At 36.1% G+C, this 15,062-nt stretch carries 13 protein-coding genes and 1 pseudogene; 4 read left to right on the top strand and 10 right to left on the bottom strand.

Annotation, left to right across the window (positions count from 1 at the left end; translation table 11 throughout):
* Positions 1-3: 3 nt before the first annotated feature.
* From AACL31_RS03925 to AACL31_RS03910, 4 genes and pseudogenes are all read right to left on the bottom strand, one after another.
* Positions 4-1,323 carry a hypothetical protein gene (locus tag AACL31_RS03925; protein WP_339053757.1) on the bottom strand — a complete coding sequence of 440 codons (1,320 nt, stop codon included), beginning with the start codon at positions 1,321-1,323 and terminating at the stop codon, positions 4-6.
* Positions 1,314-4,217, bottom strand: coding sequence for a filamentous hemagglutinin N-terminal domain-containing protein (locus AACL31_RS03920; RefSeq protein WP_339053756.1), 2,904 nt, complete (start codon positions 4,215-4,217; stop codon positions 1,314-1,316). The genes AACL31_RS03925 and AACL31_RS03920 overlap by 10 nt, the downstream gene beginning before the upstream one ends.
* 366 nt (positions 4,218-4,583) lie before the next feature.
* On the bottom strand, positions 4,584-5,375 hold the full coding sequence (gene phoH / locus AACL31_RS03915) for a phosphate starvation-inducible protein PhoH (protein ID WP_310512077.1): 792 nt from the start codon (positions 5,373-5,375) through the stop codon (positions 4,584-4,586).
* 457 nt (positions 5,376-5,832) lie between these two features.
* Positions 5,833-6,788, bottom strand: a pseudogene (locus AACL31_RS03910) (endonuclease).
* A 246-nt stretch (positions 6,789-7,034) separates the two neighbouring features.
* Between AACL31_RS03910 and AACL31_RS03905 the strand changes: the two are divergent.
* Positions 7,035-7,211, top strand: coding sequence for a hypothetical protein (locus tag AACL31_RS03905; RefSeq protein WP_187290960.1), 177 nt, complete (start codon positions 7,035-7,037; stop codon positions 7,209-7,211).
* Here the strand turns inward: AACL31_RS03905 and AACL31_RS03900 are convergent.
* The 4 genes from AACL31_RS03900 to AACL31_RS03885 form a co-directional block, all read right to left on the bottom strand.
* Positions 7,208-7,678 (bottom strand): threonine/serine exporter, encoded by a 471-nt coding sequence (locus tag AACL31_RS03900; RefSeq protein ID WP_310512078.1) that lies wholly within the window; start codon positions 7,676-7,678, stop codon positions 7,208-7,210. The two genes, AACL31_RS03905 and AACL31_RS03900, sit on opposite strands and share 4 nt — an antisense overlap.
* On the bottom strand, positions 7,669-8,466 hold the full coding sequence (locus tag AACL31_RS03895; RefSeq protein WP_310512079.1) for a threonine/serine exporter ThrE family protein: 798 nt from the start codon (positions 8,464-8,466) through the stop codon (positions 7,669-7,671). The genes AACL31_RS03900 and AACL31_RS03895 overlap by 10 nt, the downstream gene beginning before the upstream one ends.
* A 235-nt stretch (positions 8,467-8,701) precedes the next feature.
* Positions 8,702-9,139, bottom strand: coding sequence for a universal stress protein (locus tag AACL31_RS03890; RefSeq protein ID WP_310509158.1), 438 nt, complete (start codon positions 9,137-9,139; stop codon positions 8,702-8,704).
* A gap of 140 nt (positions 9,140-9,279) precedes the next feature.
* A complete protein-coding gene (locus tag AACL31_RS03885; protein WP_026821621.1) occupies positions 9,280-9,708 on the bottom strand; it encodes a universal stress protein in 429 nt (142 codons plus the stop codon).
* A 348-nt stretch (positions 9,709-10,056) separates the two neighbouring features.
* Between AACL31_RS03885 and AACL31_RS03880 the strand changes: the two genes are divergently transcribed.
* The gene (locus AACL31_RS03880; protein ID WP_310512080.1) at positions 10,057-10,278 is read left to right on the top strand and encodes a DUF2594 family protein; all 222 of its coding nucleotides are present in this window, start codon (positions 10,057-10,059) and stop codon (positions 10,276-10,278) included.
* Positions 10,279-10,317: 39 nt separating this feature from the next.
* Here the strand turns inward: AACL31_RS03880 and htpX are convergent, their stop codons facing one another.
* A complete protein-coding gene (gene htpX / locus AACL31_RS03875) occupies positions 10,318-11,202 on the bottom strand; it encodes a protease HtpX (RefSeq protein ID WP_032115940.1) in 885 nt (294 codons plus the stop codon).
* Positions 11,203-11,874: 672 nt separating this feature from the next.
* Between htpX and AACL31_RS03870 the strand changes: the two genes are divergently transcribed.
* The gene (locus tag AACL31_RS03870; protein ID WP_310512081.1) at positions 11,875-12,303 is read left to right on the top strand and encodes a hypothetical protein; all 429 of its coding nucleotides are present in this window, start codon (positions 11,875-11,877) and stop codon (positions 12,301-12,303) included.
* A gap of 60 nt (positions 12,304-12,363) precedes the next feature.
* Entirely contained in the window at positions 12,364-12,705 is a 342-nt protein-coding gene (locus AACL31_RS03865) for a hypothetical protein (RefSeq protein WP_310512082.1), read from the top strand.
* A gap of 298 nt (positions 12,706-13,003) precedes the next feature.
* Here AACL31_RS03865 and prc read toward each other — a convergent pair whose 3' ends face one another.
* Positions 13,004-15,046: a carboxy terminal-processing peptidase gene (gene prc, locus AACL31_RS03860; RefSeq protein ID WP_310512083.1), complete on the bottom strand. Its 2,043-nt coding sequence runs from the start codon at positions 15,044-15,046 to the stop codon at positions 13,004-13,006.
* Positions 15,047-15,062: the final 16 nt, after the last annotated feature.

Genomic DNA, 15,062 nt, shown 5'->3' with positions numbered 1-15,062 from the left:
CGTTCAAGACAGTTGCTGATTATTCGCCAGAGAAACAGCGGCTTTAGCGGCAATCGCTCTGACCCCAGCCGAAACTGCTCCCTGCATGGCTATTGCACTCGCGCCGCTCAAACCCGACACCGATGCCGCGCTTATCCCTGCCGGGATAGCCAACGCAGAGGCGGCGGCTCCCGTCGCTATCGCTATCACCGCTGCGCTAACCGGATGCAGTTGCTGTTGGCGAATATCCCAACTTTTATAAACATTTTCCACTTTGCGCCAGTTAACGTCCGGATTATCCCTCAGAGCTTTTAACCATTCAAACTCAGGCGAATTACCTAAGCTGGCAATAACCTGTTTTAGCGTTTGTTCATTTTGACCGCTAACATCAGTTTCGATCCCTTGTGCGGCATTTACTTTTAGCTCACCAGCATATTGGATAGTGGGTAACTGCCACACCGCTGAATATGCTCCTTTATCACGCTGTGTGATAAAGATACCGCGTTTGTTTGTTATGGTTTGATTCAAAGTTTGGTTTTGCACCGCGTGAAAGAGAATACGGCCATGGGTACTGGTTAAGGTCGCGTTGCGTTGGGTATTAATTTTTGTCGCTTCATAGATGCTATCATTATAACTCAATAAATTGATATCATTACCAGCATGAAATTCGGTTACCTTATTTTTTACTTCATGATAGGTACGATGCTCAGTATTTTTAGTTAAACACAATGTCCAGCGATTACACTTTTCACGCTTTTCTTCATAATGTTCAATCTCTTCCATCGCCTGAGCATAGAGATAACCGCCTTGCGCAGCGATATCCATTGTCCGCTGTGCCCTCAGCTTAGCGGCCTGAAAAAGCAGATTCCCACCAGCTCGAATGCTAAGCTCCCCATCAGTTTGAATTTCGACCCCTTGTTGATAAGTTTTATCAATTAATTTGCCGTGCTGCCAACCATGATCGCGATTTTTGAACGCTTTTAATTCGGTATTTCCTGCCGATACCATAGTAATATCGCCAGTTGCACGCAGTTTAGCGCCCTTGATGAGCATGTTTTGTTTACTGAGTAAATCTAAGCGACCACCACTGTGTAGTTGCGTATGCAAATGACAAAGTTTTTCATGATAGCCATCGGATCCCGTTTCGGCTCGATAAGGTACGTGCTCGATGACAAATTGATTGCCAGCAGTCAGTGCCATTGCCGCACCACTATTGATATTAGCAGCTTGTAAAAAAAGATTTTCACCCGCTACCATATGTAATGTCCCACCAAATTGTACAACCGGCGTGAAACTTTGTGGTTGGTAAGTATAATAGAGCTCTTTTTGGGCAATTAAATCCACTGCCAGGATCTTGGAAGGAGATCAATGTTACGTCCAGCAAAGAGATGAGTGGTTTGATTAGACGATAATTTGGCAGCCTGTAAGTTAAGATCCCTGCCAGCATTGAGCAGTAAAGTACCCTCGGATGTCAAATAAGATTTAAATAATTGCGTTCTGGGTGCTTTTATATTATTGGACAAATCAAAAGGCAATTTAAGCTGCGGAGAATAAAACGATGCGATATAGTGCTCAAAGTGGGAAAAACGGCGCGTTAATAGTAGATGGATATTGTCTTGTTGCTTAAATGCCGCCGGAGCTAAGTGAATATCATTACCGGCAAATACTTCTATTCCTTGTTCAGCCGTTAAGTCTATGCCATTAAATACAATATCTTTACCGGCATTAAATGAAATATGGCGCGCTTTTTGCCATTTAGGTTGATCTTGCTCACTATTTTTTATGTCATATTTACGATCATATTCTTTATCATGTAAATCATAGATTGATTTCAAGTGTGGCGCTAATCGATCATAATGCAGCGGTTTTTTAAATAACGCTTTTTCCGTGCTGTTGAAATAAATACTGCCTTTAGTGGTAATATTGATGACAGGCACATTCAGCGTAACTCTATTATCAATTTGGATATCCTGGCTGGCAATCATATCCAACCGGTTTTTCCCCTCAATCAAGTTATATTTTGGTTCCATAGCTATGTAACTAATATCTTCTTCATCCGTAAACAAATCAAATGGCCATAAATCAGCAATATTGTAGCGGTCATATTCAGCAGCCTGATAGCTGATAGCGCCATTTTTACTTAGCAGCAGCACATTATGGCCAGATAAGCTGGTATCCGTTAGCACAATGTCATTCTTAGCTATTAGGTTCAATTCGTTGTTAGCGCGAAGCTGGCTGTTATTGAGCGCAATATTTTCACTCATAATAGACAGGTTATTATCCGCCTGAGCTGATAATGATGCATTGAGCTGTTGGCTATTTAAAGTAATATTTCTGCCTGCTAAAAGAGGTTCATAATCATACTTTTCATGTAATTCACGCACTGAATTAAGTGCCAGCGGATAGATTTTATTGGATTCTATTTTATCCGCAGTGATAACCAGGTTATTGCCAGCAGAAAATCTGGCCGATAAAAAATCGTTATCCCGCCAAAGCCATATTTCCGGCTGGTTAATGGGTATTAAGGCGGTCACACTGTTAAATGTTGATAGTGCATCAGGTGCTTTGTCTGCCGGTATAAATGAAAGATATTGATCATGATCGATAAAATAACGGATGCGAACATCATCATAATAATGATGTTCATAAGCATGATGTGCGGGTATCCAACCCCACAGCTGATGTAAAAATCCTTGCAGTAAAAGATAGTTAGTCGGTTCATCTAGTGCATTTTGCAAACTCACCCAAACAGATTTTTCACCCAGTTTTTGATTAATGGCGGTAATATACTTACTGTGCAAATAACTATCATGGTGCGCAGAAATAACAGATTTATTATTAACTAATTGATTACTTTTAATATAGAGATTGTTACCAGCAGAAATACCACCAACCACCAGAGGGGAAGCTAATGTGTAAGCCGTTTTCTCCAATTGAACAAATTGCGTGAACACTGGATCGATTTCACCAAACCAGCGCTGTTTTCCATTGATCTGATAATTAGGTTTTAGATTTATGTTGACACTTGTACCCAGGCCACCACCATTTGCCCTGACAACATAGGGTTTAACTTTGTTACTATCCGGCGTTGTTAATTGTTGCGTGATGTTAGGGTTATTGCTTTGGTTAATCACGTATTTGACTTTCAGGAACAGATCACCGGTTTGCGTTAAGATAGTCGCCGCGCGATTTTCAAACCTTTCACTTAGCTCACCCTGGGCATTTTTTTGTAGCCACAGATTATCATAGGCTTCAATTTTAGCGCTTTCACCCTGATTGCTGATGACATTACTAAATAGATGAATATTTTGTTTAGCCGTTACTTTACCTTGATTAATTAGGCTATCGCTTTCAAGTAATAGGTCTTGCTGAGATAAAATTTCACTGCTTGCCGGAATTATAATAGCTGACGCTTTGGCGGTTAAATGCCCTTTAGTGGTAATATGACCTAGCGTCAGTTTACCTTTAGCTGAAATAAATAACTCATTTTCACTGGTTTTAATATTATCCAGCTTAACTTCACTGTCTGGTTCGGTAGCAATGATTTTAATACAATTAGCATAAATCCCACCAGGCTCTGTAATGTTAACCGCAAATTGGGGTTTTAGGCCCGGGCTAGTTATTTGAGAAACTGTTCCAGTCTGATAGTCAATCGCATTCGTGCCTTGCAAAAAGCTAATATTTTTGCTGAGAATACTCGCATTGACAGTAACAGTACGGCTGATCATTTCAGTATAATTTTGGCTACCACTATGGAGCCCTTTATTATGGAAGATAATATCGCCTTTCTCCACCTTTAAATGGGCAAATTCGCCGCGTTGATTTAGTGTCGGCTGGCCAGTAGTTAAGGTTAAGCCACCAATATTGCTGAAATGACAACCATCACAGCTGATACCATTCGGATTGGCGATGATCACATCCGCTTTCTTGCCTGCAATTTCCAATTTGCCATTCAGTTGTGAAGAAGATAAACCAGTTACTTCATTAATAATCAAACTGGCCGTCTGTTCACCAAGTTGCTCATTTTTAGCCAACTGGCCGGCCAGTACACTGTTGGCAGGTTGGATCGCATTGTTTAGCACCGCACCCTGTGACGGTACATTGAATTGCTTATAGCGGTTATGAGAAATACCGGCCTGATTAGGTGCTGTTATATTGATGACAGGAATTTGATTTTTAACAGTTAGTTGAGTTTTATCGTTCGCTGGTTGGATGGTGGAACTGAAAACCGGTAACAACGGATAACTGGCGATGAAATAAATTATGTTTCTGCTATAGCAAATATTTTATTTTTCATAGCATTACCTATATTTTATTTTTACATAAATATGTGGATGAAAGTTACCACCTCAAAATAGAAAGGAAAAATTTAATAGGCAATATATAATAATCAATAATTTAATTAGCTATCAAAATATTAATGATTATTTTTTAGTTGTAATTCAATATGTTAAATTTAATTAATGCTGTTTAATTTTTATTCCTAAAATTAAACATAATTTTAATAATTTTATGTTTAATAAATTAAATCGTTGCTGTTTGCTAGCCAAATAAATAGCGCTCAGATGATCTGAGCGCTATTCAAATTAACTATAGATTGTTTATCAAAGCTCGTAGGCTAATAAGGCCTTGTGGCAGAGTTCAGAGCGGACACAATCACCAATGGTAAATTTCACGATGGTAACCAAATCGTCACAATCAAAGCGTCGTAACGCATCTTCCAGACCAGACATGATCCCTAACGGCAAGTCACATTGGGAAACATCGCCATTGACGACGACAGTCACATTTTCTCCTAAGCGAGTTAAAAACATTTTCATTTGATTAGCCGTCACATTTTGGGCTTCATCCAGTATCACAAACGCGTTTTCAAAGGTTCGGCCACGCATGTAAGCAAAAGGTGCAATTTCTACTTTGCCTATTTCTGGCCGTAGATAGTATTGTAGAAAAGAGTGTCCCAATCTTTTGGCTAAAATATCATATACCGGCCGAAAGAAAGGTGCGAATTTCTCTGCCATATCACCCGGTAAGAAACCTAAATCCTCCTCTGCTTGCAAAACCGGACGAGTTACAATAATTTTATTGATTTCTTTATTAATGAGAGCATCAGCAGCCATTGCAGAACTAATAAATGTTTTACCGCATCCTGCTTCACCATTTGCCAAAATCAATTTTTGCCACTTAATAGCTTCAATATATTTTCTTTGTGCTTCACTGCGAGGAATAATGGGGGAACGATCACGAGTTTCACATGCCATACCAATGGTTTCAATACCTGTAAAATCAGCAAAAGATGCCACATTGTTGATCTCTTTTAAACGAGATGAGCGACTCTCTTTTCTTAAAGATCTTCTTAATTCTCGGCGTGCTCTTGTTGCAGCTTTCTGTCTACTCATAGTTTTACCTTTCGATAGTCTATATGTCGATGGTAATAATATTTGAATATCTACACAAAAAAGCTATTTAAAACAGAGGATTGTCTCCAATTTTATGATTTGCATGAAAAAACCGGTTACAAATTTCTCCATCTTGCATGTTATGGATAACTTATAACCGGTTAATGACTGAAGAGTATATTTTAAGCATTTTATCATCTATATCCCCTATGCTGAACATCATCAAACACAGAACTACGACTATAAAACATCCTCAAGAGCTTAATATTATTTTATATCCATTAATTGACTATAAAAATATTTTAACATCTCTGATACAAAAAATATTGTCGATTATTGCTTGCCTGTCAACTTTATTACGCAAACAATTACTTCAAGTCACCTGTTAATTTATTAATAACCGCAGTTAATGTGAACAACTTGATAATATGCTATTTGTTTGATAATAGGTGTTTTTTTATTGTCGCGGGCAATTTTTGGCTAATCGATAACCCGCAGCAATAGCGGCCTGCTCATTTTCAAAAACAATACTATTTTTGGCTGATAAAACCTTATATCCCTGACAATGAGAAAAGTGGTATATTTGGCTAATTTGATTACCTTTAATCGCGGCAGTAAGATAATTGCGCGCCATAGCAGAAATATTACTTTTTGTTTTAATTGCTTTTTTTTCTATTTCAGCAGTTGCAACTGACAAACCGGCCGCCTGATTTCTATGACCTAATTGCCAGGTTAATTCACCGGTTACAAACGGGTTATAGTGCCCGGTAATTCTGCCAATTCGCTCATTTTGCAACTTTTCCCAACGATTAACCGGAAATTGTCGATCCCAGGCCATTAATAGCTGTTGTTGTTGCTTTGACATAGTAAGATTATATCAGTCATACATATAGAACATTACACGAGCAACCTGGCCTTTTACTTCATTTCTAGGCTCAAAAATACGATTTTTAAAATCCACCCGGCTTTGGCATTGGCCATAAGGCGATAAAACTGACGAGGCTAGTTGACCATAATTAAAATTGCTTCTATCACCATTTACTTCACCAATAGAAGGCGCAATGTTATACAGATCGGCTTCGATGGTGCGAAAAACAGGATCTGTCTTGACACAATTCTTTCGTCCCCCTTTTTGCCAACATTGGCGCTGATGACCAAATACCCATGCCGGCACAATATGTTCCCACTCTATTCGCTGTGCTCTATTTATTTGTTTTCTTACTTGATAACCACAGCTAGTTAAATCTACCCTACCACCACTTTTACCCATCCATTGCCATTAACATCCACAATAGAGCGTTCCTTGATTTCCGCTAGTTTGATCAAAATAAATTTCATTACGGGCAATTTTTTTGCTTCATCAAAACTAATCGGTGTTGCTAATAAATTAAATGGCGCACAAAAAACTACCATCACGGTAATTATTACCGTTAAAAAATGTATTAATTTCAAAATTAACATCCTGGTTAAAATTAATAAATAAATCGACTATTTTAGTCATATAATTTTTTTCATTATTATCGACAACTGTATGAAAAAATTTAATTTTATATGATGAATATCTATAAAAACCTTATCTTTTTTTTTGTATAAAAATATAACTAACTATTTAAAATAGGTTATTTAAAAATAAAATTTAATTTTCATTTAGGAAATAAAATGAATACATTAATAAAACATTTAAAAGAAGAATTAATTGATGTGACAAAAAAACATGCTCAAGAAAATGATGTTAAGGTCATTATTGCTAAATATTCAGAAGAAGAACTTAATATTCAAATTATAATATCCGGTGAGCAACAATTTGATATTACCTTAAATTCAATACAAGATTAAACTCGTGGACGCTTACGATATAACCATAGTCCAGGAATAGATAAACCAACCGATAAAGCACCGACAATAAATAAGGTTTTAATGAAATGTATTACTAATGTCTCAAGTAACTCAGCGTTATAGCCCAAATGAGCAATTTTTACTAACGATATCATCGCTATATAAGCACTTATACCTGGAAACATAGGAATAATCGCCGCAACAGTAAACACTTTGGGATGTGCCAACCACCAGCGTGACCATTGAATACCAATAATGCCAATTAAAATTGCCGCGCAAAAACTTGCCCATTCAATACTAAAGCTCATTTCCATCAGTATCATACGAAAACCATAACCTATAGCTCCCAGCAAAGCACAATATTTTAACGCCCGTACTGGCACATTAAAGACCATGGCAAAACCGGCTGCAGGTATGGCAGCTAATAACATTTTTTCAATTAAGGTGAGTAAAAATATTATGCCCAATTTCTTAATCCCCAAACCGCCATAGCCATGGTTATACCGATACAAGTCGCTAATGTCAGCAAACTCGCCATTGCCCAACGCGCTAATCCAGTATTAATATGACCTTTAAACATATCTGCCACAGAATTAATTAATGGAAATCCAGGAACTAACAGTAAAACACTGGCTGCCATTGAAATCGTCGATGCATTGGAAAAATAAGGAATATTTAATACAAAACCAGATACTGTAGTAGCCACAAAGGCGGTAATACAAAAATTAATCAATGGATTCATATATTGGGCTGTAAGAATTTGTCGAATGTACATTGCACAACCGCTGGCAATAAAAGTGACAAAGCAACCATCCCAGCCACCCCCATTCAGCTTACAAAAACAGCCACAGGATAATCCGATCATAAGCACTAGTAACCAACGAGGATAACGTAGTGGTTTTATTTCAGCCAGACGCTGCTGAACCTTATCGCAATCTAACAATTTATATTTAGCCAATATCACCGTGTGCTGAACCTTAGTTACCACATGCATATTTATGCCATGATCAATATTTTTGCGGGTTGACGTCATACAGCGACCGTTAATTACAGTTGTTAAAACAATCGCATTAGAAGATATTGCGCTATCAACTTGATCCACGCCTAAGGCAATACCTAATCGGGTTGATAATTGTTCCACTAACATACTTTCAGCGCCGTGTTGAAAAAGGAGCTGAGCGCATTGAATACAAAGGCGAGTAATTTTTCTCTGCCTTTCTGTTTCAGTATGATAATTAGATTCAATATATTCCATTTTGTAGCCTATAAACCTGCAGAATTTTATTAATAGTAATGATAACAATTAAGTTATTGCTCAGTAGCAGACAACATAATTAATAGCGCTCTTTTTAGATCAAAATTAGCAATACTCTTCACAAATAATCTGATTTACAACAACGAATAATTACTACGATTTTTTTCATTTCCTATAATTAACTTAACTAAAAAGCAGGTAAATTAACTAATTTTTTGCATTATAATAATATTAGCTACCGAACTATCAATATCGAAATCGGGGCATTAGAAACAATAGCCGAAGCATTCGAACCTAGCAAATGCGTGGCAATATTTGGTCGACGGGAGCCAACTACTATCAAATCAGCACCTATTTTTTCTGCTTCTGATAAAACTTTATCTCTAGGTGACCCCATCTCCACCGAGTAAGAAATTTTTTCTTTAGGATAGTCAATATGCTTAACTATTTGTTTTAATTGTTTTTCTGAACTTTCGATCGTTTTCTTGGCAAAATTAGCTAATAAATCATAATGATAACTATAACTCATTGAATAACGAGACATATCAGGGGCAACATGCAAGAAATGCAATTTAGCATCAGATAATCTAGCAATATAAAGCGCATGTTTGAGTGCTTTTTTTATTAGTTCTTTTTCTGAGATATCAATTGGAACGAGAATTATTTTATACATATTTACTCCTTCAAACGATAAGCACTAAATCTTGGTTTCCTTTATCATTAATATAAAATACTGCACACTAAAGCCATAAAATTGATCAAATTAGCTGTTAAAATAATAAATAATTAACTTGTAATTTTGATGATTGATTGTTATCTCACCACCAATACAGAGGTTTTTGCATAACGTACAACACCCGCTGCTGTCGAACCTAACAGATGAGTTGTTATATTGGGACTTCTTGAACCAAGAATGATGATATCAGCGTTAATTTCTTCCGCTCGACTGACAATTTCATCACGCGGAGAACCAAAAGCAATAGTATAGCCCAGGCGATCAGCGGGTAGATCGATCGGTTCAAGTAGGTTTTGCATATCATCTTCTGCTTTTAGGGTGGCACGATCTTTTATTTCCATATATCCCAAAGCATAAGCATTTATGATTGCCGATGAAATAGGCAATACATGGATAAAATTTAGTTTAGCTCCTGAAACTTTAGCAAACTGTACAGCCTGTCGTATAGCTTTACTCGTTAGTTCTTCTTGAGCAATATCAACAGCTACTAAAATAACTTTATACATACACACCTCCATCTAAAAATTTTTATTCCAACTTTTAAAGTATAAGATAAAAGTGATAAAATAATTGTGAATATCTTTACATGGATAAATTAAATATTTTTACCTAAATGGCAATAATCGCTGCACCTAACAGCAACCCTGTTTTCGATTACCATTCTTCGCCATTTAAAGGTCCGACATAATTGCAATCACAAGATATTATAGAAACTAAAATCAAATAGTTAATATAATATTAAATACATTATTTAAATTAAAAAAGTTGTATAAAGACGTATATAAAATTCCACAACTGTGTAAAATACGCCAAATTAATTATTGCTTTATTTTTTAATTCATTGAGGCAAAAAAATGACAAATGATTGCTCGAGTAGACCGGATACGGAAACCATTGCTACTGAAATTAGTTGCTTGAAAACTTTTATAACCTATATATTAAAAGCGCTAAATCAAGCCGATACGGGAAGAGCTATACTCAATATGGAAAAAGAAATTCTTGCTATGCAAGATCCTAAACAAGCAGAAGTTTTTCAACGAATAATCGAACAAATCAAAACAGCCTATCGAAGTTAATAAAAAATCCCACCTCATCAGGTGGGATTGATTATTGTTTTACCGATTAAGATAAGTGCCCATACGTAAAGCTTCAATGCGCTTATCAAGAGGAGGATGGGATAAAAACAACTCACTAAAAGATTTAGAACGTCCGTTGATGCAAAAAGCCATCATACTGCCAGCTTCCTGAGGTTCATAACTTGTTTTCAAACGCTGTAATGCAGCAATCATTTTTTCTCTACCCACTAAATGCGCCGAACCTGCATCTGCACGGAATTCACGATAACGCGAGAACCACATAGTAATAATACTGGCCAAAATACCAAATACAATTTCTAACACCATTGATACCGCAAAGTAAATCATTGGATTACCCTGGCTACTTTCATTGTCATTATTACTATTTGATAAAAATCCAGACGCCAGCTGAGCAATGATACGTGAAATAAAAATGACAAAAGTATTCACTACTCCTTGTAATAAAGTCATTGTTACCATATCACCATTTGCTATATGGCTGATCTCATGGGCGATAACCGCTTCGGCTTCATCACGTCCCATACTTTCTAACAAACCTGTACTAACAGCAACCAATGACGCATCACGACGAGCCCCGGTGGCAAAAGCGTTAATATCGGGTGCATGATAAATAGCAACTTCTGGCATTTTTATGCCAGCTTGATCAGCCTGACGCTTGACGGTATTTAACAACCAATGTTCCGTTTCTGTTGTCGGACTTTCAATCACCTGCCCACCAACAGAACGTAATGCCATCCATTTTGACATCAATAATGAGATAAATGAGCCACCAAAACCAAAAAGACCAGCCATAATCATTAGCCCTGGAACGCTTTGTCCCTGGATGCCGGTCAAACTCAAAATAATTCCAAATACAAACATTACTGCCAAGTTTGTAAGTAAAAACAAGGCTATTCGCATCATAAAAATTGCTTTCCTTTATTAATTAACAATGATTAACATTAAATTAGTAATATAAATAATGTTTTTTAACTACTTTTCAAGCCCTTTGTTGTGCAGATATGAAAAAAACACTCAACTTTACATTTTTACAAAAAACTAGCACAAACTGGCATTTTTATTATCTTAAAACAACAATTTTCTTATATAACTTATTGTTTTCTATAAACCACTATAGTTAAAAACTATACAAAATAACCGTATGCGGGTCAATTATGGCTTCTTTTTTTACTCAATGAATTAAAAAAATTGGTTTAGCTAAGCAAAAACGACTTAACTAGTCAGCAAAAAAAGTAATATTCATATTTTATTAATTAATCATCAAATTAATAACAAATCATTAAGTTAATAACAACTCATTAATAATATGCTAAAAAACATTAAATGTTACTATATAAATAAACCCAATTATATACTTTAATATTTTAACTAAATATTTAACTCATAAGTAATCAAATTAATTAAAATATAAAAAAACTTCTACTATTACGAAACAAATTAATTATATAAAACTTAGTATTTTTGTGAAATTGAGAAGCAATTAACTTACATAAGCAATAATTTATAAAATAATAAATACAAAGTAAAAAATAAAAAAGTGAAAAATTAAAGTAAATATTTGTTAAGGAAACTATAATGAAAAAATTAATCTATGTAATAACTTTACTATTTATCTTAATTAATTATGCCACAGCGATACCAAATGATAATGTTATAAAAACCTTTAATGGCGCAGAATTCCATTTAACTGGTGATTACTATCATCCAAATATAACAGATATTAATCAAAAAATGACACCGGTTATACCATTTGAAGGATTATCTACCCATGGTGGACAACAAATTGTTGACGGCTATAAACAAGCATTCAAACGTGATGTAATGGGGGATTTTATAAATTTGCAGCTTAGTTTAGTAAAAAAACAAATATCACCCAATGACCAACATACGATTATTCAAAATCTGGCTGTTATAAGAAAACAATTTCCTGAGTTAATTAATTTTTGGCAAGGGCTCGCTGCCGCAACACACCATACACTGGAGGAAATTTATTTAGTTGCCTGATCAGAAGAGGGATTATTTGCTAATGAAATTCAAAAAGATACCAATAATTCTCTTGAAAAAATGGCTGAAATAACGAAAAAGGGCTCAGCATGTACCTCGATAGGATGGTCAAACGGCATTTTAGGTCAAACTCAAGATATGAATGTTGCCTATTCAGGCTGGGGCGCTATTTGGCAGAGTCCAACACTAATTGTGCATGCTCCAACCCCCTTCTTTACCTCAATTGTGATGGGAAAAAAACTAGCAACCACAACAAATATTATCGAAGGTTTGCGTCAAGGTAGTGGAAAAAATGGCGTGCCTATTAGTGCGGTTATTATGGCAATCGCCGCTAAAATTGATAATGTTTATAAAGGGTCACCAAACTTACAGGATTTTACTAAAGTCTGCTTTGTAAATTAATTTGTTATTACCGAATATTGTCGGTGAGTTAAAAATAAATATAAGCTAATTCCATAAAAGAATTTGTCGCTAATAGAGAGTGAGTATGAAATAAATAATATCAAACATAAATAATAAACCGATATTTTAATATGTCATTTAGACGACTATATTTAGGTCATATCGAAAATGATCTAGTAATCACTTAAATAAGCGAGTTATCTCTTCTGATGAAAAATGCAAAGATAAATAACATTGAGTTAATGTGAAAATTTTTATTAAACATTAACCAACTCTTTATACTAAAAATGAATTTTAATTATTTTTTAGTCTGATGCACCGCTTGCAAATCTGCCAGATCAACTGCAATTTTCACTGTTTCATCAAGATAGGGATCTGGTAATTCATAATTTTTAGGTAAATCATCTATCGTTTTTAATGGTGCTTTCCCTTGTCGAGCAAAGCGTTCATTAATACGACCTAATTTAATTGTGTCCGCTTCTCGATTTTCCTTTTCACGCTTAACATAATTAAGCGAAATAATATTTTTACTCGCCTTCATAGCGCGATAGCGGGCAATATCTTCCTCAATATATTTAAACTCAGGATTTTTGGCTATGCGTTCCTTATAATTAGCAATTAAATTAGCAACATATTGGCTAATATTACCGACAACACTATAGCTAGCAGGCATAATGCTATCCCAAGATAAGGCATTATCTTCAAAATTCTCACCCGTTTCAGCTGGATCGATACCCGTTGGCATAACGATATCCGGTGTAACACCTTTGCGCTGGGTACTACCACCATTGATGCGGTAAAACTTCTGAATAGTATATTGGACAGAGCCTAAAGCCGGCCAATCTGGACGTAACATATGATCATAGACACGACTTAAAGGATGATATTGCTGAACGGTACCCTTACCAAAAGATGATTCTCCAACAATTAACGCACGACCATAACCCTGCATTGCAGCAGCAAAAATTTCTGACGCTGATGCACTAAAGCGATCAATTAATACCGTAAGTGGGCCTTTATAATAAACGACATCATCATCATCCACATCCTGACGAATTTTACCGTTGTTATCACGTACCTGAACAATTGGACCACTTGGAATAAATAAACCGGATAATGATACTGCTTCGGTTAAAGCACCACCGCCATTGCCACGTAAATCAATGACAAGTGCCGTGACATAACTTTTAGCCATTTTTTGTAACTGTGTTTTAACGTCATTAGTTAATCCAACGTAAAAACCGGGAATATCAAGTACGCCAACTTTTTTCTTGCCAACATTTTTGATCGTGAGTTTCACCGCCCTATCTTCCAGTCGAATATGTTCACGAATTAATGTCACGCTATGGGGCTTGGCGCGTTTCGAATCTGAAATAACTTCAAGACGTACCTTACTACCTTTAGGTCCTTTGATAAGGGCAACAACATCATCTAGCCGCCAGCCAACAACATCTGTCATCGACTTACCCGTTTGGCCTACACCAATAATCTTATCGCCGACCTTTAATAATTTACTTTTTGCTGCCGGACCACCCGCCACCATTGAGTTGATAATAATATAATCTTCATCTTGCCGAAGTACTGCGCCTATACCCTCCAATGACAAACTCATTTCTGAGTTAAACTGTTCGGTATTACGAGGAGAGAGATAGTTAGTATGCGGATCTATTTCTCTAGCAAAAGCATTCATAATCAACTGAAAAACATCTTCACTTTGCGTTTGCGCAAGACGTTTTAATGCAAAATTATAGCGTTTTGTTAATATTGGCTTAATTTCGCTGTCATTTTTACTTGACAACTTAAGATTCAACCAATCAAACTTAACTTTTGCATCCCACAGCTTATTTAGCTCCTCAACGGTTTTAGGCCAAGGCGCTTTACTTCTATCAACTTCAATGACATCGTTATTAGCAAAATCTAGCGGCATATTAAGCCGCGATAAAGCATATTGAAAACGTTCATAGCGCCGCTGTTGAGCTAAATTAAATATTGCATAAAGCTCATTTAGATGACCGGTTTCAAGCTGCTGTCCTACTTTGCTTTTCTCACTAGCAAATTTGTCAATATCCGATTGTAAAAAAACATTATGGCTATAATCCAACAGATTTAAATAACGAGCAAAAATCTTACTAGAAAAGTTTTCATCCAAATTAAATTGGCGATAGTGAGAACGGGTAAAACGTGAAACAACTCTTTCGCTAATAATGGCATGTTGGCGTTCCTGTTGAAGCTGAGGAAGCTTCTGAGTTGTTATTAGTGTTGGAGGCGCTACAGTATCTGCGAATGACGTAGCCATTGCAGTTATACCAAACACAAAAGCCAGTTTAATATAATTATTCATGCCGTGATTGGCCTCC

It is taken from the genome of Arsenophonus endosymbiont of Crataerina pallida (assembly GCF_964020125.1).
Classification (GTDB): Bacteria; Pseudomonadota; Gammaproteobacteria; order Enterobacterales; family Enterobacteriaceae; genus Arsenophonus; species Arsenophonus nilaparvatae.
The sequence above is the reverse complement of the archived record's forward strand: the minus strand, read 5'-3'. Positions and strand labels throughout refer to the sequence as shown.